This is a genomic window from Streptomyces sp. NPDC127100, assembly GCF_042724095.1.
Classification (GTDB): Bacteria; Actinomycetota; Actinomycetes; order Streptomycetales; family Streptomycetaceae; genus Streptomyces.
Window position 1 is genome coordinate 15,784 of the sequence record NZ_JBHXFL010000048.1, and the last position, 23,653, is coordinate 39,436.

Consider the following 23,653-nt stretch of genomic DNA (forward strand, 5'->3'; position numbering starts at 1 on the left):
CGGGCGGCGGAGCCGGCCGTGTCCCGGCTCCGCGCGCCTGCCGGGGTCAGGCCTGCTTCTTCGCCCCGGCCCACGCGTGCTGGGCCGCCACGTCCGCCTTGACCTCGGCGAGCTGCACGGCGACCGCGCTGGGCGCGGTGCCGCCGCGGCCGTCGCGGGAGGCGAGGGCGCCGGGGACGTCGAGCACCGAGCGGACCTCGGGGGTCAGGTGGGTGGAGATCTTCGCGAACTGCTCGTCCGTCAGCTCGTCCAGTTCCTTGCCCTCGGCCTCGGCTGCCTTCACGCACTCGCCGGCCACCTCGTGCGCGACCCGGAACGGCACGCCCTGCCTGACCAGCCACTCGGCGATGTCGGTGGCGAGGGAGAACCCGGCCGGGGCCAGTTCCTCCATCCGCTCGCGGTGCACGGTGAGGGTGGCCATCATGCCGGTGAAGGCCGGCAGCAGGACCTCCAGCTGGTCGATGGAGTCGAAGACCGGCTCCTTGTCCTCCTGGAGGTCGCGGTTGTACGCGAGCGGGAGGGCCTTGAGGGTGGCCATCAGGCCGGTGAGGTTGCCGATGAGACGGCCGGACTTGCCGCGGGCCAGCTCGGCGATGTCCGGGTTCTTCTTCTGCGGCATGATCGACGAGCCGGTGGAGAAGGCGTCGTGCAGGGTCACGAAGGAGAACTCCTTCGTGTTCCAGATGATGATCTCCTCGGCGATGCGGGAGACGTTCACCCCGATCATCGCGGTGATGAAGGCGAACTCGGCGACGAAGTCCCGGGAGGCCGTGCCGTCGATGGAGTTGCCGGCGCTGCCGCGCTCGAAGCCGAGGTCGCGGGCGACCGCCTCCGGGTCGAGGCCGAGGCTGCTGCCCGCGAGCGCGCCCGAGCCGTACGGCGAGACGGCCGTCCGCTCGTCCCACTGGCGCAGCCGCTCCGCGTCCCGGGACAGCGCCTGGACGTGGGCGAGGACGTGGTGGGCGAAGAGCACGGGCTGGGCGTGCTGGAGGTGGGTGCGGCCGGGCATCGCCACGTCCGGGTGAGCCTCGGCGAGGCCGATCAGGGCGTCCTGGAGGTCGGCGATCAGGCCGGCGACGACGCGGGCGTGGTCGCGCAGGTACATCCGGAAGAGGGTGGCGACCTGGTCGTTGCGGGACCGTCCGGCGCGGAGCTTGCCGCCGAGGTCGGGGCCGAGGCGCTCCAGCAGGCCGCGCTCCAGGGCCGTGTGGACGTCCTCGTCGGCGATCGTGCCCGTGAAGGAGCCGTCGGCGACGTCCGCCTCGAGCCGGTCGAGCCCGGCGGTCATCCGGGTCAGCTCGTCCTCGGTGAGGAGACCCGCCCGGTGCAGCACGCGCGCGTGGGCACGCGAACCGGCGATGTCGTAGGGGGCGAGCCGCCAGTCGAAGTGGACGGACGCGGACAGCTTCGCCAGGGCCTCGGCGGGGCCGTCGGCGAAACGGCCGCCCCAGAGCCGTACGTCACCGTTGTTGCTGCTCACTTGTGTCGCTCCTCACCGTGCAATCACTGGCTTGCATGAGTATGCAGAACCCTGCATGATTCGTCAATCTCGCTGGTCCGCGGGACGCGCTCCGCCCCGCGGACCATAATCGTTAGACATGGGAAAGACTTATGAGCGCATAGACGGCCGGCTCCGCACCTTCATCGAGGCGCAGCCCCTCTTCTTCACCGCCACCGCTCCCCTGACCGCCGACGGGACGGTCAACCTCTCGCCCAAGGGACTCACGGGATCCTTCGCCGTGCTCGACGAACTCACCGTGGCCTACCTCGACTTCGCCGGCTCCAACGCCGAGACCATCGCCCACCTCCGGGAGAACGGGCGGATCACCCTCATGTGGTGCGCCTTCCAGGGCCCGCCGAACATCGTCCGGGTGCACGGCCGCGGGGAGCCGGTCTTCCGCGACGACCCGCGCTTCCCGGAGCTGCTGACCCACTTCCCCGACATCGACACCGGCGCGCACGGACTGCGCGCGATCATCGTCGTGACCGCCGAACTCGTCCGCGACACCTGCGGGTACGGCGTCCCCTTCATGGCGTACGAGAACGACCGGGATCTGCACGGCAAGCGGTTCGCGCGGGAGGACGACGCCTCGCTCAGCGCGTACTTCACCAGGAAGGAGCACATCGCGACGAGCCTGGACGGGCTTCCCGGGCTGCCGCTGCCGCTGCCGCCGTCTACGGTCTGAGCCATGCGCCCCGGTGCCCTCGCCGCCCTCCTCGCCCTGTCCGCCCCGGCCCTGGGCGCCGCGCCCGTGCCCCGGCCGCTGCCGGCCCGAATGGCGGACACCGGCGGCGGCACCCAGCTCATCGTCGCGGTCGCCCCTGACACCGCCTCGACCACGGGCACCGTCACCTGGTGGGACCGCCGGGGCGGCCGGTGGGTGAGGACCGGTTCGGCGCCGGCCCGCTTCGGGGCGAAGGGTCTGACGGACGGGGCGACGCGCGTCCAGGGCACGGACACCACCCCGACCGGCCTGTACGACCTGCCGTACGCCTTCGGTGTCCAGGCGGCGCCGGACGGGACGGCGTACCCCTACCGTCCGGTGCGCGAGGACTCGTGGTGGTGCCAGGACAACGCCTCCCTCGCCTACAACCGCTGGACCGAGCCCCGCCCCGCCGACTGCCGCGCCACCGAGGCCGAGCACCTGATCACGTACGGCACGCAGTACGCGCACGCCGTGGTCGTCGGCTTCAACTACGAGCGTCCGGTGCGCGGGCTCGGTGCGGGCATCTTCCTGCACGTGAACGGGCGGGGGGCGACGGCCGGCTGCGTGTCGGTGCCGAACGACGCCATGCGGCGCATCCTCACCTGGGCCGATCCGGCGGCCCGGCCGCACATCGCCATCGGCACGCGGGGCGGTGCCACCGCGGTGACCCGCTACTGAGTGAGCGGCCCGGACTGAACATCCGGGCGGTGCGGCGCGTATCTGTGGGCCAGCGGTCGAGTCCCCACGGAGGAACCGTGACCACCACGCTCGCCGGCGGCCGTGCCGCCCGCCGTCAGACGATGCGGCGCATCCGCCCGCGCCGTTCCCCGGCCGTCCCCCTGCTGCTCGCCGTGTGGGCGGGCGCGGCGGGCGTGTTGTGGCTGTGGTGGCGCAACACGCCCGCCATCACCGACGACACCGGGAGGATCCTCAACGCGGGCCGGATCACCGGGCTGCTCGCCGGGTACCTCATGGCGCTGGTGGTGCTCCAGATGGCCCGGGTGCCCGCGCTGGAGCGGCGGGTGGGCTCCGACCGGGTGGCCCGGTGGCACGCCATGACCGGCCGCTACACGCTCTGCCTGGTCCTCGCGCACGTCGTCCTGGTCATGTGGGGCTACGCGGTGCAGGCCGGCCTGGGCCCCGGCGGCATCGTCCGGCAGACGGTCGACTCCGTGACCAACCTGCCGGACATGGGCAAGGCGGCCGTCGGCACCGCGCTGTTCCTGCTCATCGGGCTGCTGTCCGCCGGCCCCGTACGCCGCCGGATCCCGTACGACGTCTGGTACCACGTGCACCTGCTCACCTACGCGGCGGTGTTCCTGACCTTCTGGCACCAGCTGGCCACCGGCAACGACTTCGCCGTCGAGCCGGTCGCCGGGACCGTCTGGTACGCGCTGTACGGGACGGTGACGGCGCTCGTGCTCTGGTACCGCGTCCTGACCCCCCTGCGCCTCAACCTGCGGCACCGGCTGCGCGTCGAGGCGGTGATCGAGGAGACGCCCGGGATCGTGTCGGTGCTGATCGGCGGGCGCCGGCTGCACCGGATGGGCGCGGAGGCCGGCCAGTTCTTCCGCTGGCGGTTCCTGGCGCCCGGCATGCGGTTCAGCTCCCACCCGTACTCGCTGTCGGCGGCGCCGCGCCCGGACATGCTGCGGATCACCGTGAAGGCGATCGGCGACCACAGCGCCCGGCTGCGCGAGCTGGCCCCCGGCACCCGGGTGTGGGCGGAGGGCCCGTACGGCGCGCTGACCGCCCAGCGCCGCAGCCGCGGCAAGGTCCTGCTGGTCGCCGGCGGGGTCGGGATCACGCCGATGCGGGCCCTGTTCGAGACGCTGCCCGGCGCGTCCGGCGACATCACCCTGCTGTACCGGGCCAACAGCACCCAGGAGCTCGCCCTGTGGGACGAGCTCTCCCGGATCGCCGACGAGCGGGGGGCCCGGCTGATGTACGCGGTCAACAGCCCGGACGGGGAACGGCCGGACATCTCCGCGGAGAGCCTGAGCCGCAAGATCCCGGACGTGGACCGCCACGACGTCTTCCTGTGCGGGCCGCCCGGTTTCGCCCAGTCGGTCTACGAGGCACTGCGCGGCGCGGGTGTCCCCGCCCGCCGTATCCACCACGAGTCGTTCGCGATGTGAGCGACGGACGTCAGGAGCTCAGCGGAGATGAGGAAGAGCCACCCCGTGCGGCGTGCCGTGCTCGCCGGCGCCGCGACCGTGTCCGGGATCGTGCTGCTGCTGTCCCTGAAGCCGGCCTCCGACCCGGGAGCCGCCGCGGCGGCGGGCGGTACCGTGCCGCCGGCCACCGCGCCGTCGCCGCAGGGCGGGCGGGGCGCCGACGCCGGTACGGTCACCGGCGACGTGGCCGACACCCAGTACGGGCCCGTGCAGGTGCGGGTCACCGTCAGCGGCGGCAGGATCATCGCGGCCGAGGCCGTCCGGGCGCCCGGCGGCGGGCGCAGCGGCCAGGTCACCGCCGACGCCGTGCCCCGGCTCAACCGGGCGGCGGTCCTGGCCGGCGACGCCGACATCGACGCCGTCTCCGGAGCGACCTACACCAGCGCCGGATACCGGCGGTCCCTGCAGTCGGCGCTGGACCGGGCCGGTGGCTGACGCGGTGCCGGGACCCGCACAGGCTCCCGCCGCGGTACGCCGGGTGGTGGAGACGATGGGGACCGTCTTCTCCTTCGACGTCCGCGGCGGGGCACCCGCTGCCGTACGCGCCGCGCTGGACGAGGCGGCCGCCGGGCTGCGCCGGGTGGACGAGGTGTTCAGCACCTACCGGGAGGACAGCCAGGTCTCCCGGCTGGCGCGCGGCGAGCTGGCCGTCGGACAGTGTGCGCCCGAGGTCGCCGAGGTGCTGGGGCTGGCGGCGGAGGCGGAGCGGGTGAGCGACGGCTGGTTCAGTCCGTCGTACGGGGGGCGGCTCGACCCGTCCGGGATCGTCAAGGGGTGGGCGGTGGAGCGTGCGGCCCGGCTGGTCGCGGGGGCGGGCGCGAGCGGTGTCAGCGTCAACGGGGGCGGTGACGTGCAGATGCTAGGGGCGCCGGGGGCGCGCAGGCCGTGGCGGGTGGGGGTGGCGGATCCGCTGCGGCCGGGCGGGCTGGCGGCCGTCGTCTCCGCCGCGGGTGCGACGGAGCTGGCCGTCGCGACGTCCGGGACCGCGGAGCGGGGGGCGCACATCGTCGATCCGCGCACCGGGCGCCCCGCGGTGACGGACCTGGTGGCGGTGACGGTGGTGGCGCCCCGGCTGACGTGGGCGGACTGCTGGGCGACGGCGGCGTTCGCGATGGGGTCGCGGGAGGGGGTGCGGTGGCTGGAGTCGCTCGACGGGGTCGAGGCGCTGCTGCTGACCGCGGGCGACGAGGTGCGGTGCACCGGGGGGCTGGCGGGCCGGCTGGGGTGAGCGGAGCCGGCGGGTGCCCGGCGTCCCGGCTCGGGTACCGGCGCTTCACCGGCCCGCGGTCGCGGGGTGCCTCCCTCACTCTCGGCTTCGGGCGAGGCCCTGGGGGAGGCACGACTGCCCGCGGCGGCAGCAGTGCGGGTGGGCGGGCGGAGCGAGTGATCGTGGCCGGGGCGGGCGCGCCCCTCGAGGGGCGCGGGGAACTGCGCGACCAGCCACCGGCCACCCGCACCCTGCGTCCGGCAGCCACCCCCGCGGCGCCGAGACCGGCGTGCCGCGGAGTGAGCCGCGCGGCGCTCAGTGGCCGTTCTGGGCCAGGCGCAGGAGGTGGTCCGCCAGGGCCTTGCCGCCCGTCGGCTCCCTGCTGATCAGCAGCAGCGTGTCGTCGCCCGCGATCGTCCCCAGGATGTCGTGCAGCTCCGCCTGGTCGATCGCCGAGGCGAGGAACTGCGCCGCCCCCGGAGGGGTGCGCAGGACCACGAGGTTCGCGGACGCCTCCGCGGAGATCAGCAGCTCCGCGGAGAGCCGCCGCATCCGCTCCTCCTTCGCCGACTCCCCGAGCGGGGCCCGCGGGGTGCGGAAGCCGCCCTCGCTGGGCACCGCGTAGATGAGGTCGCCGTCGGTGTTGCGGATCTTCACCGCGTTCAGCTCGTCCAGGTCCCGGGAGAGCGTCGCCTGCGTGACGGTCAGCCCGTCGTCGGCGAGCAGCTTCGCGAGCTGGCTCTGCGAGCGCACCGCCTGCCGGTTGAGGATGTCCACGATCCGGCGGTGACGTGCGGTGCGGGTCTGCGGTACGGCAGGCCCGTTGGTCTGCTCGTGCTCCTGCGCCTGGCTCATCGTCGTCTCATTCTCCGGATCGTCCGTCCCCGTCGGCCTCGTGGGCCTGGTCAAGGATGCCGGGCAGCGCCCCGAGGAACGCGTCCACCACGTCGTCGCCGAGGTTCAGCGCCGGCATCAGCCGTACGACATCGGGTGCGGGCGCGTTCACGAGGATCCCGGCGTCCTGAGCCGCCCGCTGCACGGTGGGCGCGAGCGGCTCGGTGAGCACGATACCCAGGAGCAGTCCGGCGCCCCGGACGTGGGCGACCAGCGGGTGGCCGAGGGCCTCGATCCCGTCGCGGAGCTTCTCGCTCTGCCGCTTGACGTTGTCCAGCAGTCCCTCGCCCGCGACGGTGTCGAGGACGGCGAGCCCGGCGGCGCAGGAGACGGGGTTGCCGCCGAAGGTCGTGCCGTGCTGGCCGGGCTTCAGCAGCTCGGAGGCCCGGCCGAAGGCGACGGTGGCGCCCAGCGGCAGCCCCCCGCCGAGTCCCTTGGCGAGCGTGACGATGTCCGGCAGGACGCCCTCGTGGGCCTGGTACTCGAACCAGTGCCCGGTCCGGCCGATGCCGGTCTGCACCTCGTCCAGCACCAGCAGGGCACCGGTGGCCGCGGTGATGGCCCGCGCCGCCTTCAGATAGCCGGGCGGCGGGACGACGACGCCGTTCTCGCCCTGGATCGGCTCGATGATCACGAGGGCGGTGTCCTGGGTGACCGCGGCGGCCAGCGCCTGGGCGTCGCCGTAGGGGACGTGGGTCACGTCACCGGGCAGCGGCCGGAACGGCTCCTGCTTGCCGGGCTGCCCGGTCAGCGCCAGGGCACCCATCGTGCGGCCGTGGAAGCCGCCGTCGGTGGCGACCATGTGCGGCCGCCCGGTGAGCCGGCCGATCTTGAAGGCGCCCTCGTTGGCCTCGGCGCCGGAGTTGCAGAAGTAGACCTTGCCGTCGCGGCCGAAGTGCTGGAGCAGCCGTTCGGCGAGCGCGACGGGCGGCTCGGCGACGAAGAGGTTGGAGACGTGGCCGAGGGAGGCGATCTGCCGGCTCACGGCGTCGACGACCGCCGGGTGGGCGTGGCCGAGGGCGTTGACCGCGATGCCGCCGACGAAGTCGAGGTACTCCGTGCCGTCGGCGTCCCAGAGCCGGGAACCCTCGCCGCGCACCAGGGGCAGGCGGGGCGTGCCGTAGTTGTTCATCAGCGCGCCCTGCCACCGCGCGGTCAGTTCCTCGTTGCTCACGACTCCCCCTGTTCGTCCGGCACGACCATCGTGCCGATGCCCTCGTCGGTGAAGATCTCCAGCAGGATCGAGTGCTGGACCCGGCCGTCGATGACGCGGGCGGTGGTGACGCCGCCCCGCACGGCGTGCAGGCAGCCCTCCATCTTCGGCACCATGCCGGAGGACAGCTCCGGCAGCAGTTTCTCGAGCTGGGACGCGGTGAGGCGGCTGATCACCTCGTCGCTGTTCGGCCAGTCCTCGTAGAGTCCCTCGACGTCCGTGAGGACCATGAGAGTCTCGGCGCCGAGCGCCGCAGCGAGTGCCGCAGCCGCCGTATCAGCATTGACGTTGTAGACATGGTGGTCGTCCTGGCTGCGGGCGATGGAGGAGACGACCGGGATGCGGCCGTCGGCGAGCAGTGCCTCGATCGCGCCCGTGTCGATGTCGGTGATCTCGCCCACCCGCCCGATGTCGACGAACTCGCCGTCTATCTCGGGCTGGTGCTTGGTGGCGGTCAGGGTGTGCGCGTCCTCGCCGGTGATGCCGACGGCGAGCGGTCCGTGCTGGTTGAGCAGCCCGACCAGCTCGCGCTGGACCTGCCCGGCCAGCACCATCCGCACGACGTCCATGGCGTCCTCGGTGGTGACGCGCAGGCCGGCCTTGAACTCGCTGACGATGCCGTGCTTGTCCAGGGCGGCGCTGATCTGGGGGCCGCCGCCGTGCACGACGACGGGCTTGAGGCCGGCGTGGTGCAGGAAGACGACGTCCTGGGCGAACGCGGCCTTCAGGTCCTCGTCGATCATGGCGTTGCCGCCGAACTTGATGACGACCGTCTTGCCGTTGTGCCGGACGAGCCACGGCAGCGCCTCGATGAGGATCTGCGCCTTCGGGAGGGCGGTGTGTTTCCGAGTCGTGCTCATGAGGAGTACGCGCTGTTCTCGTGGACGTAGTCGGCGGTGAGGTCGTTGGTCCAGATGGTCGCGGTGGCGTCGCCGGCGGCCAGGTCGGCGACGACGTGGACCTCCCGGTAGCGCATGTCGACCAGCTCGCGGTCCTCGCCGACGCCGCCGTTCTTGCAGACCCAGACGCCGTTGATGGCGACGTTGAGCCGGTCGGGCTCGAAGGCGGCGGACGTGGTGCCGATGGCGGACAGGACGCGGCCCCAGTTGGGGTCCTCGCCGTGGATGGCGCACTTGAGGAGGTTGTTGCGGGCGATGGTGCGGCCCACCTGGACGGCGTCCTCCTCGGTCGCGGCGTTCACGACCTCGACCCTGATGTCCTTGCTGGCGCCCTCGGCGTCCCGGATGAGCTGCTGGCCGAGGTCGTCGCAGACGGTCCGTACGGCCTCGGCGAACGCGGCGTACCCGGGGGCGACGCCGGAGGCTCCGGAGGCGAGCAGCAGCACGGTGTCGTTGGTGGACATGCAGCCGTCGGAGTCGACCCGGTCGAAGGTGACGCGGGTGGCGTCGCGCAGCGCCCGGTCGAGCACCTCGGCGTCGAGGTCGGCGTCGGTGGTGAGGACGACGAGCATGGTGGCGAGGCCCGGGGCGAGCATTCCGGCGCCCTTGGCCATGCCGCCGACGGTCCAGCCGTCCCGGGTGACGACGGACGTCTTGTGCACGGTGTCGGTGGTCTTGATGGCGATGGCGGCCTTCTCGCCGCCGTGCTCGGAGAGCAGGCCGGCGGCGGTCTCGACGCCGGGGAGCAGCTTGTCCATGGGCAGCAGGACGCCGATGAGGCCGGTGGAGCAGACGGCGACCTCGCCCGCGCCGATGCCCAGCACCTCGGCGGCCTTCTCGGCGGTGGCGTGGGTGTCCTGGAAGCCCTTCGGGCCGGTGCAGGCGTTGGCGCCGCCGGAGTTGAGGACGACGGCGGTCAGCTCACCGCTCCTGAGGACCTGCTCGGACCAGAGGACGGGCGCGGCCTTGACGCGGTTGGAGGTGAAGACGCCCGCGGCGGAGCGCCGGGGGCCGGTGTTGACCACGAGGGCCAGGTCGGGGTTGCCGTTCTCCTTGATCCCGGCGGCGATGCCCGCCGCCGTGAATCCCTTTGCTGCCGTCACACTCACGGCGCAACTCCGATCGTCGTCAGTCCGGTGGTCTCGTCGAGACCCAGGGCGATGTTCATGCTCTGGACGGCACCGCCCGCGGTGCCCTTGGCCAGGTTGTCGATGGCGCCGATGGCGATGACGCGGCCCGCGGCGGCGTCGTACGCGACCTGCACGTGGACGGCGTTCGAGCCGTAGACGGAGGCGGTCGCGGGCCACTGTCCCTCGGGCAGCAGGTGCACGAACGGCTCGTCGGCGAAGGCCTTCTCGTAGGCCGCGCGGACGGATTCGGCGCTCACGCCGTCCTTCGCCCGCGCGCTGCACGTGGCGAGGATGCCGCGGGGCATCGGCGCGAGGGTCGGGGTGAAGGAGACGGAGACCGGCTCACCGGCGACCGCACCGAGGTTCTGGATCATCTCGGGGGTGTGCCGGTGGACGCCGCCGACGCCGTAGGGCGACATGGAGCCCATGACCTCGCTGCCCAGCAGGTGGGGCTTGGCCGCCTTGCCCGCGCCGGAGGTGCCGGAGGCGGCGACGACGACGGCCTCGGGCTCGGCGAGGCCGGCGGCGTAGGCCGGGAAGAGGGCCAGCGACACGGCGGTCGGGTAGCAACCGGGCACCGCGATGCGCTTGGACCCCTCCAGCGCGGCGCGGCAACCCGGCAGTTCGGGGAGGCCGTAGGGCCAGGTGCCGGCGTGCGGGGAGCCATAGAACCGCTCCCAGTCACCGGCGTCCTTCAGCCGGAAGTCGGCGCCCATGTCCACGACCAGCACGTCCGGCCCGAGCTGCTCGGCGACGGCGGCGGACTGCCCGTGCGGCAGCGCGAGGAACACGACGTCGTGCCCGGCGAGCACCTCGGGCGTGGTCGCCTCCAGGACGCGGCCGGCCAGCGGCAGCAGGTGCGGCTGCAGCGCGCCGAGCCGCTGTCCGGCGTTGGAGTTGCCGGTCAGGGCGCCGATCTCGATCTCGGGGTGCGCGAGGAGCAGACGCAGCAGCTCTCCGCCCGCGTACCCACTCGCTCCGGCCACCGCCGCACGTACCGCCATGGAAAACCCTCCTCTGTATGGCATGACTATACGTTTCGTTGCACGTTTATGCAACGCGGTCGGCGGGCCGTGGGAGCGGGGCCGGAGTGGCTGCACGAGCGCCCGCCCCGCACGCCGTGGGCTGCGTGGCCATCCGGAAGGATGAGCGCCATGACTCCGATCACCGGCATGGATCTGACGGGCTTCACCGAGCGCGAGGCGGGAGTGTGGACCGACGGGTGGGGGACGGTGCTGTCGGTGCACTTCTTCCCGCTCGTGCCGGACCTCCCGGCCCCGCTGGACGCGCCCGGCGCACTGCGCGCCGGTCTCGCGCACGGCGTCGCGGGCGCGGGCGGTGGGCTGATAGAGGCGCTGGACGGCGAGGTGGACGGGGTGCCCGCCGTGCGGCAGCTGATCAAGGTGCCGCGGCCGAACGGGCACGGGCAGGTGTTCCTCGGTTCGTGGACGGTGCCGCGGGCCGCGTGCAGCACGGTCCTGAAGGTGCAGGCGGCGGAGGGGCCGACGACCGGGGTGCGGGAGGCGACGGTGATGGCGCGGGTGGGACCGGCCGACTACTTCCGGCCCCACCCCTACGCGCCCGGGGTGACCGGCGGGCTGCCGTACCACGTGGCCGACGACGCGTCGTGGGACGCGCACTTCCCCGGCCACCCGCTCACCCTGGTCCGGGCCGCGCTGGACCGGATCACCCCGACGGTCACGCTGGACGAGCGCTTCAAGGCCCTGCCGCCGTTCGCCGGGCCGGCGGCGCCCGGAGGCGGCGGGCCGCGGTGACCGCGCGGCCCCCGTGGGGAGACCGCGCGGCCCGGTGCCGCGCCCCCACCGCCGCGTGATCCGCTACCGCTGCTTGATCCGCAGGAACGTCACCGAGTTGGCCGGGAACGTGTACGTGAACTTCCCCGCCACTCCGGAGAAGGTCGACGTCACGGGGGTGACCGGTGCGTCCGTCTCGGTGTTCACCGCGTCCTGGTCGGCCGCCAGCGTGGTGCCGCGGGCCCGGGACGCGACCTTGGCGCCGCCGAGGTCGACGGCCGTGCGGGCCGCCGTGTCCTGGGCGTTGACGACCTTGAGGATCAGTTCCCCGGTCCGCGCGTCCTTCGTGACGATCTGGCGGAACGGCTCGGCCGGCTTGTCGTCGGTGAAACCGCCCCACTCCCGGCCGTCCAGGTAGAGGGTGACCTGGCGGCCCCGGACCTTGATGTCGATGTCGTAGGCGCGGCCCGTCTCGATCGACCCGGCCTTCGACACGAGCGTCGACTTGCCGCCGTCCGAGGCCTGTTCGACGGCGGACTGGGTGTTGTTCCAGCCGCCCAGGTTCCACCAGTAGTAGTTGCCGGTGTCCTTGACGCCGAAGGCGACGAGGAAGCCCTCCTTGCCGGACTTCTTGGTGGCCTTCACGTGCAGGTCGTAGTTCTGCCAGCCCGGGTCGCCCGCCGTGACGAGGGTGTTCTCGGCGGCGGCGTCGGTCTGGACGTACTGACCGTCCTGGACGGTCCAGTTCCCGGCGCCGCTGTGCGTCCACCGCGAGGCGTCACCGGAGAAGTCGTCGGACAGCAGGGTCCGCCCGTCGGCCGAGGTCACCTTCACGTCGTCGTAGGCCGCGCTGGTCGCCCAGGTGGACAGGCCGACGGCGCCCGTGACGGGGCCGCTGACGGCCGGCGTGCCGGTGGCCGTGGAGGGGACGACGCGGTCGCCGGTGTTGTTCATGAACAGCTTCTGGACCTCGTAGTTGACCGAGTTCCAGGAGGCGCGGTTGTTGAACCAGACAAGGTCCGGGCGCCACTGCACGTAGTCCTCGTTGGCGAGCAGCGGGGCGTAGGAGGCGAGCTTGACGACGTCGGCGTTGCGTTCCAGGCCGGTCATGAACGCGGCTTCGGCGAGGGCGTTCTTCCAGGCGTTGCCCTGGGAGGCGTACTCGCCGAGGAAGACCTTCGGGCCGCCGCGGTCGTAGGAGTCGTAGCGGTCGTTGTTCTGCAGGAACCACTGCGGGCTGTTGTAGTAGTGCTCGTCGACCATGTCGACGCCGGCGTCCCGGTTGAGCTTCCAGGCGGTGTCGAAGGTGGTGCCGGAGTCGTCGGGCCCGGAGTTGGAGATCACCGTGACCTCCGGGTGCTTCGCCTCGACGGCGGCGCGGAACTTCTGGAAGCGGGCGAAGAACTCGGCCGGGAGGTTCTCCTCGTTGCCGACCTCGAGGTGGGTGAGGTGGAACGGCTTCGGGTGGCCCATCTCGGCGCGCTTCCTGCCCCAGGTGGAGGTCACGGGCCCGTTGGCGAACTCGATGAGGTCCAGGGTGTCCTGGACGTGCCGCTTCAGCAGCGCCTCGTCGTCGACGGCCCTGTTCTGGCCGCAGCCGGTGACCAGGGCGGGGACGACGGGCAGCGGCATGGCGCCGATGTCCTCGGCGAAGCGGAAGTACTCGTAGTAGCCGAGGCCGTAGCTCTGGTTGTAGCCCCAGAAGTTGGCGTTGGTGGCGCGCTCCTCGACCGGTCCGACGGTGTCCTTCCACTGGTAGGAGCGCTTGCGCTGCCAGCCGGAGGCGGCGCTGTAGTCCTCCATGGAGCCGGTGTTGACCAGGCAGCCGCCGGGGAAGCGCAGGAAGCCCGGGTGCAGGGCCTCGATCTTCTCCGCGAGGTCCTTGCGCAGGCCGTTGGGCTGTCCCTTGTACGTGTCCCGGGGGAAGAGGGACACCATGTCGAGGGCGGCGGGCGATGTGGTGGCGACGGCGAGCCGGCCGCGGTTGCTGGTGCGGTCCGCGGTGAAGGTGGCGGTGTACTTGCGCCACGCCCCCCGGGCGGTCACCTGCCGCACCTTGGCGAGCGTGCCCGCGCTGTCCCGCAGGGAGACGGTGAGGGTGGTGCCGCTCCCGGCGCGGGCCCACACCGAGAAGTCGTACTTCCTGCCCGCCTCGACGCGGATGCCGGTGTTGTAGCCGGCGTTCGTGACCGACGCACCGGCGGCCAGGGAGAGGTAGTTGCGGTTGCGCTCGTTCAGCCGGCCGGCGTCGTCCACCACCTCGGCCGCGCCGTCGGCCGTCCATGCGGTGAGCGGTGTGTACGAGCCGTTGTCGGCGGTGGAGTACTCGAAGGAGCGGTTCTGGACCAGCTCGGCGTAGAGACCTCCGTCGGCGGCGCGGTTGATGTCCTCGAAGAAGACGCCGTACATCGTGTCGTCGATCGCGGGGCCGGTGGCTGCCGGGTCGACGGTGATCGTGTAGTCGGCGGCGGCCTCCGCGCGGGCGGGGGACGGCAGCAGGGCCGTGGCGATCAGGAGGGCGGTGGCGCCGAGACCGAGTCTCAGGCGGGTGCGTGACATGGATACTCCGCGACTCTCACTAGGTTTGTTCGAGATATCGGACATTGGTCAGCACTTCGAACGGCAACATAGGGAGGGGGCGCATGCGCGTCAATGGGTCGCGCAGCAATGCGTGGGACGGAGAGCGGCACGTGATGGGCGAGTTCTGGCCAGTACCGGACGTACTGGCGTACCTGGCGGGGCGGTGGCGCACGGAGCGGTCGGTGCGGGACCACGCGAGCGGCGAGTCCGGCCGCTTCGAGGGGACGACCGTGTTCGAGCCGCGCGAGGGCGGCGGTCTGCGCGGTCACGAGTCCGGTGCCTTCACGTGGCGCGGCGTGACCCGCCCCGCCGAGCGGACGCTGCGTTACGAGCCGGGCGGCGCCCCGGGCACGGCGGACGTGCGCTTCGCGGACGGCCGGCCCTTCCACGACCTGGACCTGACGTCGGGTCGCCATACGGCCGGCCATCCCTGCGCGGCCGACCACTACCGCGGCGAGTTCACCGTCCGGGACCCGGACCACTGGCGCACGGTGTGGCGCGTGGGCGGCCCGGCCAAGGACCTGCTGCTGGTCACGGACTACACGCGCGAGGGGTAGGGCCCGCCGCCCCGGGGGCCCCGGCGCCCGGGCGCGTCAGGGACGGGCCGGTGTCCCGTCGAAGCGGAGGTTCCAGTGGCCCGCGCGGCCGGTGAGCGTGGTCGTCGACAGCGGGCGCACGTCCAGGTTCCAGTACGTCATGGGCGGCGCCTTCAGCGCGTACACCAGGGCCGCCCGGATCACGGAGGACTCGGCCACCGCGACGATCCGGTCGCCGTCCTCCCCGGGCCGGGTGTCGAGCCATCCGCCGACGCGGGTGATGAGGGCGAACAGCGACTCACCGCCGTGCGGGGCGGAGCGCGGGTCGGCGAGCCAGGCGTCCACGGCGGCCGGCTCCCGGGCCATCGCCTCACCGAGCGTCAGCCCGCTCCAGCGGCCCATGTCGCATTCCCGCAGGGCGAGTTGGGCCAGCGGGGCGTAGCCGAGGGCGTCGCCGGTGGCGCGGCTGCGGGGCGTGGGCGAGCAGTAGCGCAGCTCGGCGGCCGCGAGCGGCAGCAGTTCCGGCGCGGCACGCAGCGCCTCGTCCCAGCCGGCCCGGTCCAGCGGCCGGTCGTCCCCGAAGCGATCCGCGAACAGGGGTGCGCTGCGCGCAGCCGCGACGAACGTGACCCGAAGCGCCATGCGGTGATGGTGGGCCGCGGAAGGGGGCCGGTCAAGAGGGGTTACCCGCGGGACACCCGGTACGCGCCACGGCTCACCGGCCGAAGGCGAACGCCATCCACTGGTCGGGCCGGTCCAGGGCGGTGAAACCGAGCTTCTCGTAGACCCCGTGCGCGTCGTGGGTGGCGAGCAGGATGCGGCGCAGCCCGTACGGCCTCAGGTGCTCGCGCACGGCGCCGACGAGGGCGGTGCCGAGGGCCTTGCCGCGCACCGCGGGGTCGACGTACACGTCGCACAGCCAGGCGAAGGTCGCGAGGTCGGTGATGACGCGGGCGTACGCCACCTGCTCCCCGGAGAGCGCCTCGTACACGCCGAAGTTGAGCGAGCCGGAGATGGCCCGGTCCTGCTTGTCGCGGGCCCGCCCGAGCGCCCAGTACGCGTCGGTGGACAGCCACCGGTGGACGCGTTCCGCGTCGATCCGGTCCGGGTCGGTGGAGATCTCGTAGCCCTCGGGCAGGCGTGGCGTTTCGGTCATGCCGGGATGGTCGCAGCGCGGGCGGGTGGCGTCGACCGGTTATCCGCGCGTCCCGGCCTGCTCGCGGACCTCGGCCCAGGCCGTGCTCAGCCGCCGCACCCCCTCCGCGATCTCGCCGGTTCCGGCCACCGCGGCGAAGCTCAGCCGCAGGTGGGGCGCCGGGGGTTCGGCGCTGAAGTACGGGCGGCCCGGCGTGACCGCGACGCCCGCGCGCAGGGCGGCCGCGGTCAGGGCCGCCTCCCCCGTGCCGTCGGGCAGGCGCGGCCACAGGTGGTAGCCGCCGGACGGCACGTGGGCCAGGGAGAACTCGGGCAGGTTCAGGCGCAGCGCGGACGTCATCGCGTCGCGGCGGACCCTCAACTCGGCGGAGACCGCGCGCAGATGGCGCGGCCAGGCGGGCGAGCCGACGAGTTCGAGCGCCGCCTCCTGAAGGGGGCGGGGCACGAAGAAGGTGTCGACGACCTGGATGGCCCGCAGCCGCTCCAGCACGGGGCCGCGCGCGGCCAGGGCACTCACCCGGAAGCTCGGCGAGGTGGCCTTGGTGAGCGAGCAGACGTGCACGACGACGCCGTCCGGGTCGTCGGCGGCCAGGGGACGCGGCAGGGGCCCCGCGTCCTCGTGCACGAGCCGCCGCACGAAGTCGTCCTCGACGACGAAGGCGCCGGCCTCGCGGGCGATGCGCAGCACCTCACCGCGCCGTTCGGGGGCGAGTACGGCACCGGTCGGGTTCTGGAAGAGGGGCTGGCAGACGAGGACGCGGGCCCCGGTCGCCCGGAAGGCGTCGGCGAGCAGGGCCGGCTTCACGCCGTCCGCGTCGACGGGCACCGGCACCGGGCGCAGGCCGGCGGCCCGCGCGATGGCCAGCATGCCGGGGTACGTCGGCGACTCCACGAGGACGGGCGCGCCGGGCGGCGCGAGGGCGCGCAGGGCGGTGGTCAGGGCCGACTGCCCGCCGGCGGTGACGAGCACCTCGGCGGCCGTGACCGCGCCGCCGATGCTGCGGGCGAACCACTCCCGCAGTTCCGGCAGTCCCTCCATCGGCGGCCGGCCCCAGGCGCCGGGCCGGCGGCCGGCCCGGGACAGTGCCGCCGCCATGGCCCGTTCCGGCTGGAGCGAGGGGTGCAGGTAGCCGCCGTTGAACTCGACGACGCCGGGCGGCGGAGCGGCCAGCGAGACCAGGACGCCGGAGGCGTCCACCGAGCGCGGCACGAGGTCGGCGGCGCCGTCGGCGCTGAGCGCGACCTCCTGCCAGGAGGTGTCGCCGGCCGGAGCGGTGCCGGGCCGCGACGGCGCCCGGAAGGCCCCGGCGCCGGGCCGGGTCACCACCAGGCCCTCGGCGGCCAGTTGCGCCAGGGCGCGGGAGACGGTCACCGGGCTGACCCGGAAACGGTCGACGAGGGCACGGCTGGACGGGAGCTTTCCACCGGGTGAGTAGCGGTCGAGCTCCCGTCGCAGCTGGTTCGCCAGTTCAACGACGCTGCTACGCTCTTGCATGAGAGTACAGAGTAGCGCTACTGGTCCGACGGGGATAGCGGTCGACGATCCGGCCACCGGCTCCGGCGCACATTCCTCCGGCACCCTGCTGGCCGCGCTCGGCGTCGTCGCCTTCTCGCTGACGTTCCCCGCCACCGCCTGGGGGCTGGAGGGCTTCGGCCCCTGGTCCCTGGTCTCCGTGCGCAGCGTCCTCGCCGCGCTGATCGCCGGGGGGTGTCTGCTCGCGGTGGGTGTCCCGCCGGGCGAGCGGGGCCGGGCGGGGCGGCGGGTCCCGCTGCCCGAGCGGCGGCACTGGCCCGGCCTCGCCGTGGTCGCCGCGGGAGTGGTCCTCGGCTTCCCCCTGCTGACCACCCTCGCGCTGCGGACCTCGACCACCGCGCACGCGGCCGTCGTGGTCGGCCTGCTCCCCCTGACCACCGCGCTGCTGTCCGCGCTGCGCATCGGCACCCGCCCCTCGCGCACCTTCTGGATCGCGGCGCTGGTGGGCGCGGCGGCGGTGGTGGCGTTCACCGTGCAGCAGAGCGGGGGCGCCCTGACGACGGCCGACGCCTACCTCTTCGCCGCGCTGCTGGTGTGCGCGGCCGGGTACACCGAGGGCGGCCGGCTGGCCCGGGTGATGCCGGGCTGGCAGGTCATCGGCTGGGCCCTGGTGCTGTCCCTGCCGCTCACCGTGCCCGCCACCGCACTGGCCCTCGCGTACGAACCCGTGCGTCTCACGGCGCACAGCGTGACCGGGCTGCTGTGGGTGGCGGCGGGCTCGCAGTTCCTCGGACTGGTCGTCTGGTACCGGGGCATGGCGGCCATCGGGGTGCCGAAGGCCAGCCAGTTGCAGCTCGCCCAGCCGCTGCTCACACTGGTGTGGTCGGTACTTCTCCTGGGCGAGCACCTGACGGTGGCCGCCCCGCTGACGGCGGCCGCCGTGCTGGTGTGCATCGCGGTCACGCAGCGGTCCCGGGGCTGAGCAGCGGCAGACACGTGCGGCAGACGCGTGAGGAGGCCTCACAGATGCACGCGACGAAGGGCGACCAGCTGGTGCAGCACGGCCGGGTGGTCGGTGAGCACGACAAGGTCGCCGAGATTGTGGAAGTGATGGGCAAGGAAGGCTCCCCGCCGTACCGGGTCCGGTTCGAGGACGGGCACGAGGCGGTGTGCTCGCCCGGCCCCGACTCCGAGATCCGGCACAGGGAGATGCGGATGTGAGTCAGCGCGGGGTGTCCGCGGGCCGCCGGTAGTGGTCGGCGGCCACCCGCGCCATCGCACCGATCCTGTCCTCGGCCACTTCCTTCGCGGCGAAGAAGACATGCCCGCGCACCTCCGGGTGGTCCGCGGCCAGGGCGAGGTGCCGGGACAGCTCCTCCCGGTCCTGCCAGGCGGCGGGCTGCGCCGGGTCGCCGGCCTTGTACAGGGCCTCCCCCACGTACAGCCGCGTCCGGCTGCCCCGGGCGACGTCCGCCCACCACGACAGCAGTTCCGCGTAGTCGGCGGCGGGCAGGCCGATGTTCCAGTACAGCTGCGGGACGACGTAGTCGATCCAGCCCTCGCGCACCCAGGTGCGGGTGTCCGCGTACAGGTCGTCGTAGGTCTGGACACCGGCGCCGGTCCGCGAGCCTCGCTCGTCGGTGGCCGCGTTGCGCCACACCCCGAAGGGGCTGACGCCGAAGCGTGCGGCGGGCCGGGCCTTTCTGACGCGGGCCGCCGTCTCGCGCACCAGCCGGTCGATGTTGTCCCGCCGCCAGGCCGCCCTGGTGGCGAAGCCGCCGCCGTGGGCGCGGTACGCCGCGTCGTCGTCGAAGGTCCGGCCCGCCACCGGGTACGGGTAGAAGTAGTCGTCGAAGTGGACGCCGTCCACGGCGTACTTCTCCACCGCGTCGATCATCGCGTCCTGCACGAAGGCGCGGACCTCGGGCAGCCCCGGGTTGTAGTGGAGCTTCCCGCCGTACGGCACCACCCAGCCGGGGTTCCGGCGGGCGGGGTGCGCGGGGACGAGGCGGGACGGGTCGTCGTGCAGGGCGACGCGGTAGGGGTTGAACCAGGCGTGCAGTTCCAGGCCGCGGGCGTGGGCCTCCTCCACGGCCGTGCCCAACGGGTCCCAGCCCGGGTCCCGGCCCTGGCTGCCGGAGAGGTACTGAGACCACGGCTCGTACGCCGACGGCCACAGCGCGTCGGCGGTGGGCCGCACCTGGAAGATCACCGTGTTGAGGCCGTGGCGGACCGCCGCGTCAAGGAGTCCGACGAGTTCGGCGCGCTGCTCGGACGCCCGCAGACCGGCCCGGGTCGGCCAGTCGCGGTTGTTCACCGTGGCCAGCCACATGCCCCGCATCTCCGTGACGGCGCGGCGCCGGCCACCGGGCCGCCCCGGGGGCGCCGGCGGCACGGGCGCCGCCGACCCCGCGGGTGCGGGCGCCAGGGTGAGCGCCGACAGCGCGGCCACCGCGAAGGTCCGACGCGAGACACGGCCCATGAAAGACCTCCAGAACGCAGTGGATCCGCACCGTCACGGATCGTGCACGGGACCTCAGCATGCCCGACCCGGGCGACGGATCCGCGGCACTCCGGGGGTAACGTGCACGATCGGAGCAGGCGCAGGGGGACCCCCGGCGGACCTGCCTCAGCCGTGGAGTCAGCGAAAGGGACGATGTGATCGGCATCTCGGGAGATATCGCACGCGTCGGCGTGGTGGGCTGCGGCCAGATGGGGGCGGGCATCGCCGAGGTGTGCGCCCGCGCCGGCTTGGAGGTGAAGGTCGCCGAGACCACCGGCGATGCCCTGGAGATCGGCCGGACCCGGCTGTTCACCTCCCTCACCAAGGCCGCGGAGCGCGGCAAGATCACCGACGAGGAGCTCGAGGCGACCCAGGCGCGCCTGAGCTTCACCACCGACCTGGGCGAGTTCGCCGACCGTGACCTCGTGATCGAGGCGGTCGTCGAGAACGAGCAGGTCAAGACCGAGATCTTCCAGGTGCTCGACCAGGTCATGACCCGGCCGGACGCGATCCTGGCCTCCAACACCTCCTCGATCCCGCTGGTGAGGCTGGCGGTCGCCACCTCGCGGCCGGACCACGTCATCGGCATCCACTTCTTCAACCCGGCCCCGGTGCAGCAGCTCGTCGAGCTGATCCCGGCGCTCACCACCTCCGAGGGCACGCTCAGCCGGGCGCAGCTCTTCACGGAGAAGGTGCTGGGCAAGCACTCCATCCGCGCCCAGGACCGCTCCGGCTTCGTGGTCAACGCGCTGCTGATCCCGTACCTGCTCTCCGCGATCCGGATGTTCGAGTCGGGCATCGCCAGCCGCGAGGACATCGACAACGGCATGGAGATGGGCTGCGCCCACCCGATGGGCCCGCTCAAGCTGTCCGACCTGATCGGCCTGGACACGGTCGCCTCGGTCGCCCACTCGATGTACGAGGAGTACAAGGAGCCGCTGTACGCCGCTCCCCCGCTGCTCCAGCGCATGGTGGACGCGGGCCGGCTCGGCCGCAAGAGCGGCTCGGGCTTCTACACCTACGGCTGACGCTGAGTGACCGCTTCGCGGGCCCGGCACCCGACGCGGTGCCGGGCCCGCGGCGTTCGCACCCCGTGTGCGCGCCGGGCTCGCATATGCCGTCCGCACACTCTCCCCACGCGCCCACCAGGCGAGTTGACTCATCATGTGCATTGCAAGGGATGTGATTCGACCCCCGTTTCGACCACGAAAGGAGCGGTTTCGTGACCGCCGATCCCGAGCATCCCGCCGTCCCTGGAGAACTCGCAGAGTTACGGCGCCGCCTCGATGTCGCCTACGCCCGCGTGGAGGGCGGGCTGGCGCTGCTCAGCCACCGCACCGAGGAGACCGCCAAGGACCTGGACGAGCTGAGCACCCGGCTCGTCACGCTGGAGCACGCCCGCTGGCCCCTGCCTGCGATCACCGCGGTCACGGCCGTGGGCGCGCTCGTGGTGGCCCTCTGGCAGGCGTTCGGCCGCTGAGCGGCGCGGCGGGACGCGGACGGCGCCGGATCACGTCACGGCGTCCTGCCCGAGCCGCAGGTGGTGCAGCAGGAGTAACGCGGCCGCCATGTTGGCGGCCGGGACCTCCCCGCGGGCGACCAGATCGGGGACGAGCTTGAGCGGCACCCACTCCCGGCGGTCCGACTCGAAGTCGTCCACGGGGTGTCCGACGTACTCGCCCTCGTCGGCCCAGTAGATGTGGTGCCGGGCGTCGGTGAGTCCGTTGGACGGCTCCACGCTCATGAGGTGGCGCAGCGGTCCCGGCCGCCAGCCGGTCTCCTCCTCCAGCTCCCTCGCCGCCGCCACCGCGACGTCCTCGCCGTCCTCGACGACGCCGGCCGCGAGTTCCCAGCCCCAGCTGTCGGTGATGAAGCGGTGCCGCCACAGCAGGAGGACCTCGTTCGCCTCGTTGACCACCGTGGCGACCGCCACCGGGCGCATCCGTATGAGGAAGTGGTCGAGGTGCCGGCCGTCCGGTAGCTCGACATCGGCGAGGTTGACGCTGAACCAGCGGTTTGCGTACACATTCTGTTCGTTCTGTTTCGTCCACTGCACGGTTCTGCCACCTTTCTTGAGTAGGTGGCAATATCGCAGCCGGAGTGGTCCGGCAGCAGGCGCACGACGGCCGCTCACGGCGCAGTGGCGGGCGCGGCGCCCGTGGAGGGCGGGCGGGCTAGAGCGGTACGCGCAGTGCCCCGTCGATGAGTTCGGCGGCCTCGGCCGTGCCCGCGCAGCCGCTGCGCACCAGGTGCTCGCGCACCGCGCGCAGTCTGTCGCGCAGGCGCTGGGACTCCATTCCGCGGGCCTGTTCGGCCATCTGCACGGCGGTGGCGACCGCCTTCTCGGCGTTTCCCCGGCGCAGTTCGACGGTGCTGAGCATGGCGAGCCGGTGCACGCGGCCCCGGTCGTGCGCCGGGTTGTCGACGGCCTCCGCGGCGTGCTCCCCGGCGGCCGCCAGCTCGCCGAGACTGAGCAGCGCCTCCGCCACCTGGACGTTGACGAGGCCGGGCTGGACATAGCCGGTCTCGTCGGGTTCGTGGCCGCGCCGGATGCGTTCGGCGGCCTGCTCGGCGCGCCGGATGCAGGACAGTGCGCCGGTGCCGTCGCCGAGGTGGGCGTACGCCTTGGCCTGCATCGCGTACAGGTCGGAGGCGAGCGCCGGGGTGATGTGCCGGCCGGCGGTGCGCAGCGCGGCCTCGGCGAAGGCGACGGCCTGGCGGTACTCCCGCATGAACAGCGCCTGGTTGACCAGCAGCGCGATGACGTACGCGCCGAGCCCCCGGTCGCCGCTGGCCTTGGCGAGGCGGAGCGCCTGGTGGAAGTACCGCTGGGCGAGCCCGTGCGCGTCGGAGTCGTACGCGCAGATGCCGGCGACCGCGACCAGGCCGCCGGTGGCACGGTGGAGCTGACGGCCGGTGGCGTCGGTGTAGCCGCCGCGCAGCAGCGGAGCGGCCTCCGCGTTGAGGAAGCCGACGATCCGGGCGCGCGTCGCGACGCCGCCGGCCTTTCGGTACAGCTGCTCGTAGTGGGCGCGGGCCGAGCGCAGCATCTCCAGGTCCGCCGCGGTGACCCGGTGCCGGCCGCCGCGGGAGACGTCCACGTCCTCGGGCGGGTTCTCCCACTCCCACACCGGCATCACGGCGGGCGTGCCGGTGAGCGCGGGCGCGTCGAGGAGGTGCGGGCGCTGCTGCTGGTCGGAGCGCCACAGGGCGGTCGCCCGCTCCACGAACCCGGACAGCGAGCCGGTGTGCGGCGCGGCCGGCTCGCCGGGCACGCCGAGGCCGATGTCGTCGAGGGTGACGGGGCGGTGCAGCCGGGTGGCGAGGACCTCGCAGATCAGGTCGGGCACCTGGCCGCGCGGCCGCTGGCCCTTCAGCCACCGGGCGACGGCGGTGTGCTCGTATCTCAGCGAGAGCCCGCGTGCCCGCCCCGCCTGGTTGACGTGCGCGGCCAGTCCCGCGTGCGAGACGCCCGCCTCGTCCAGGATCGCGTCGAGCAGAGTGTTGGGCTGCATGGTGCCCCCCGGGTGATTCGGTGCCGACAGCGTAGTGTGCCGGTCCTCACACGGGGTGTGAACGGAGTACGCGCATCCGCACCGTGTGCGCGCTGTCGCGGAGAGTGCCGGGCCGGTTGACTGAACTGCCTCGAAAGAGGCCGGCCGGGCCGCCGGCTCCCCCTCGTACAGTGCGGCGGCCCGGCCGGCGCCGTCCGCCCGGCCGCCTGCCCGACACTCCGTGGCGGGGCGGACGGCTCCGCCGGCCCAGCGGTGCGACTGGCTCCGCCGGTTACGTGCGGGTCCGCGGTGCGTCGTCGTCCCCGGGCGCGTCGGGGTTGCTCGTGCGGTTCCCCGCGCCCCTCACCGGCAGGACCGCAACCCCCCTCGAAGGGCCCGCGCCTCCCGATGGGCGTCGCGCCGACGGACT

At 73.3% G+C, this 23,653-nt stretch carries 24 protein-coding genes; 11 read left to right on the plus strand and 13 right to left on the minus strand.

The features are described from left to right. Positions 1-46: 46 nt before the first annotated feature. The gene (argH, locus tag ACFWJB_RS30345; protein ID WP_386926219.1) at positions 47-1,480 is read right to left on the minus strand and encodes an argininosuccinate lyase; all 1,434 of its coding nucleotides are present in this window, start codon (positions 1,478-1,480) and stop codon (positions 47-49) included. 118 nt (positions 1,481-1,598) lie between these two features. On the opposite strand from argH, the gene ACFWJB_RS30350 reads away from it, so the two are divergent. The 5 genes from ACFWJB_RS30350 (at position 1,599) to ACFWJB_RS30370 (ending at position 5,612) form a co-directional block, all read left to right on the plus strand. Then, positions 1,599-2,186 (plus strand): pyridoxamine 5'-phosphate oxidase family protein, encoded by a 588-nt coding sequence (locus tag ACFWJB_RS30350; protein WP_385458364.1) that lies wholly within the window; start codon positions 1,599-1,601, stop codon positions 2,184-2,186. 3 nt (positions 2,187-2,189) lie between these two features. Then, on the plus strand, positions 2,190-2,885 hold the full coding sequence (locus tag ACFWJB_RS30355; protein ID WP_386926221.1) for a L,D-transpeptidase: 696 nt from the start codon (positions 2,190-2,192) through the stop codon (positions 2,883-2,885). A gap of 77 nt (positions 2,886-2,962) precedes the next feature. Continuing rightward, positions 2,963-4,345 (plus strand): ferric reductase-like transmembrane domain-containing protein, encoded by a 1,383-nt coding sequence (locus tag ACFWJB_RS30360; RefSeq protein ID WP_386926223.1) that lies wholly within the window; start codon positions 2,963-2,965, stop codon positions 4,343-4,345. Positions 4,346-4,372: 27 nt separating this feature from the next. Beyond that, the gene (locus ACFWJB_RS30365; RefSeq protein WP_386926225.1) at positions 4,373-4,819 is read left to right on the plus strand and encodes an FMN-binding protein; all 447 of its coding nucleotides are present in this window, start codon (positions 4,373-4,375) and stop codon (positions 4,817-4,819) included. 55 nt (positions 4,820-4,874) lie between these two features. Continuing rightward, a complete protein-coding gene (locus tag ACFWJB_RS30370) occupies positions 4,875-5,612 on the plus strand; it encodes an FAD:protein FMN transferase (RefSeq protein WP_385458420.1) in 738 nt (245 codons plus the stop codon). 294 nt (positions 5,613-5,906) lie between these two features. Here the strand turns inward: ACFWJB_RS30370 and ACFWJB_RS30375 are convergent, their stop codons facing one another. The 5 genes from ACFWJB_RS30375 to argC are packed head-to-tail and all read right to left on the minus strand — an operon-like array spanning position 5,907 to position 10,731. Beyond that, on the minus strand, positions 5,907-6,446 hold the full coding sequence (locus ACFWJB_RS30375) for an arginine repressor (RefSeq protein WP_385458368.1): 540 nt from the start codon (positions 6,444-6,446) through the stop codon (positions 5,907-5,909). A 7-nt stretch (positions 6,447-6,453) separates the two neighbouring features. Beyond that, positions 6,454-7,659 (minus strand): acetylornithine transaminase, encoded by a 1,206-nt coding sequence (locus ACFWJB_RS30380; RefSeq protein WP_385458369.1) that lies wholly within the window; start codon positions 7,657-7,659, stop codon positions 6,454-6,456. Beyond that, positions 7,656-8,558, minus strand: coding sequence for an acetylglutamate kinase (gene argB, locus ACFWJB_RS30385; protein WP_385458370.1), 903 nt, complete (start codon positions 8,556-8,558; stop codon positions 7,656-7,658). Before argB ends, ACFWJB_RS30380 begins: the two co-directional genes overlap by 4 nt. Beyond that, a complete protein-coding gene (argJ, locus tag ACFWJB_RS30390; RefSeq protein ID WP_385458371.1) occupies positions 8,555-9,706 on the minus strand; it encodes a bifunctional glutamate N-acetyltransferase/amino-acid acetyltransferase ArgJ in 1,152 nt (383 codons plus the stop codon). The genes argB and argJ overlap by 4 nt, the downstream gene beginning before the upstream one ends. Then, positions 9,703-10,731, minus strand: a complete 1,029-nt coding sequence (gene argC / locus ACFWJB_RS30395) for an N-acetyl-gamma-glutamyl-phosphate reductase (RefSeq protein ID WP_385458372.1) — start codon at positions 10,729-10,731, stop codon at positions 9,703-9,705. Before argC ends, argJ begins: the two co-directional genes overlap by 4 nt. 150 nt (positions 10,732-10,881) lie before the next feature. Between argC and ACFWJB_RS30400 the strand changes: the two genes are divergently transcribed. Beyond that, positions 10,882-11,502 (plus strand): hypothetical protein, encoded by a 621-nt coding sequence (locus ACFWJB_RS30400; RefSeq protein ID WP_386926229.1) that lies wholly within the window; start codon positions 10,882-10,884, stop codon positions 11,500-11,502. A 63-nt stretch (positions 11,503-11,565) separates the two neighbouring features. On the opposite strand, the gene ACFWJB_RS30405 is transcribed toward ACFWJB_RS30400, so the two are convergent. Next, positions 11,566-14,040, minus strand: coding sequence for an alpha-L-arabinofuranosidase C-terminal domain-containing protein (locus ACFWJB_RS30405; protein WP_386926231.1), 2,475 nt, complete (start codon positions 14,038-14,040; stop codon positions 11,566-11,568). Positions 14,041-14,174: 134 nt separating this feature from the next. Between ACFWJB_RS30405 and ACFWJB_RS30410 the strand changes: the two genes are divergently transcribed. After that, positions 14,175-14,618 (plus strand): DUF6314 family protein, encoded by a 444-nt coding sequence (locus ACFWJB_RS30410; RefSeq protein ID WP_385458421.1) that lies wholly within the window; start codon positions 14,175-14,177, stop codon positions 14,616-14,618. Positions 14,619-14,654: 36 nt separating this feature from the next. Here the strand turns inward: ACFWJB_RS30410 and ACFWJB_RS30415 are convergent, their stop codons facing one another. The 3 genes from ACFWJB_RS30415 to ACFWJB_RS30425 all read right to left on the minus strand — a co-directional run bounded on the left by ACFWJB_RS30415 (position 14,655) and on the right by ACFWJB_RS30425 (position 17,247). Continuing rightward, positions 14,655-15,239 (minus strand): histidine phosphatase family protein, encoded by a 585-nt coding sequence (locus ACFWJB_RS30415; RefSeq protein WP_385458375.1) that lies wholly within the window; start codon positions 15,237-15,239, stop codon positions 14,655-14,657. A 73-nt stretch (positions 15,240-15,312) separates the two neighbouring features. Beyond that, positions 15,313-15,753, minus strand: coding sequence for a GNAT family N-acetyltransferase (locus ACFWJB_RS30420; RefSeq protein ID WP_385458376.1), 441 nt, complete (start codon positions 15,751-15,753; stop codon positions 15,313-15,315). 39 nt (positions 15,754-15,792) lie between these two features. Beyond that, positions 15,793-17,247, minus strand: a complete 1,455-nt coding sequence (locus tag ACFWJB_RS30425; protein WP_386926234.1) for a PLP-dependent aminotransferase family protein — start codon at positions 17,245-17,247, stop codon at positions 15,793-15,795. On the opposite strand from ACFWJB_RS30425, the gene ACFWJB_RS30430 reads away from it, so the two are divergent. Together ACFWJB_RS30430 and ACFWJB_RS30435 are read left to right on the plus strand one after the other, a co-directional pair. After that, positions 17,246-18,208 carry a DMT family transporter gene (locus tag ACFWJB_RS30430; RefSeq protein WP_385458378.1) on the plus strand — a complete coding sequence of 321 codons (963 nt, stop codon included), beginning with the start codon at positions 17,246-17,248 and terminating at the stop codon, positions 18,206-18,208. The genes ACFWJB_RS30425 and ACFWJB_RS30430 overlap by 2 nt on opposite strands. 44 nt (positions 18,209-18,252) lie before the next feature. Further along, positions 18,253-18,447, plus strand: a complete 195-nt coding sequence (locus ACFWJB_RS30435) for a DUF1918 domain-containing protein (protein ID WP_385458379.1) — start codon at positions 18,253-18,255, stop codon at positions 18,445-18,447. A 1-nt stretch (position 18,448) separates the two neighbouring features. Here ACFWJB_RS30435 and ACFWJB_RS30440 read toward each other — a convergent pair whose 3' ends face one another. Then, entirely contained in the window at positions 18,449-19,708 is a 1,260-nt protein-coding gene (locus ACFWJB_RS30440; protein ID WP_385458380.1) for a glycoside hydrolase family 10 protein, read from the minus strand. A 176-nt stretch (positions 19,709-19,884) separates the two neighbouring features. Here ACFWJB_RS30440 and ACFWJB_RS30445 point away from each other — a divergent pair, with 176 nt between their 5' ends. Continuing rightward, positions 19,885-20,757, plus strand: a complete 873-nt coding sequence (locus tag ACFWJB_RS30445) for a 3-hydroxybutyryl-CoA dehydrogenase (RefSeq protein ID WP_385458381.1) — start codon at positions 19,885-19,887, stop codon at positions 20,755-20,757. Positions 20,758-20,951: 194 nt separating this feature from the next. Next, positions 20,952-21,209 carry a hypothetical protein gene (locus ACFWJB_RS30450; RefSeq protein ID WP_385458382.1) on the plus strand — a complete coding sequence of 86 codons (258 nt, stop codon included), beginning with the start codon at positions 20,952-20,954 and terminating at the stop codon, positions 21,207-21,209. A 30-nt stretch (positions 21,210-21,239) separates the two neighbouring features. On the opposite strand, the gene ACFWJB_RS30455 is transcribed toward ACFWJB_RS30450, so the two are convergent. Continuing rightward, positions 21,240-21,785: an NUDIX hydrolase gene (locus ACFWJB_RS30455; RefSeq protein WP_385458383.1), complete on the minus strand. Its 546-nt coding sequence runs from the start codon at positions 21,783-21,785 to the stop codon at positions 21,240-21,242. 118 nt (positions 21,786-21,903) lie between these two features. Continuing rightward, positions 21,904-23,244 (minus strand): transcriptional regulator, encoded by a 1,341-nt coding sequence (locus ACFWJB_RS30460; RefSeq protein ID WP_385458384.1) that lies wholly within the window; start codon positions 23,242-23,244, stop codon positions 21,904-21,906. Positions 23,245-23,653: the final 409 nt, after the last annotated feature.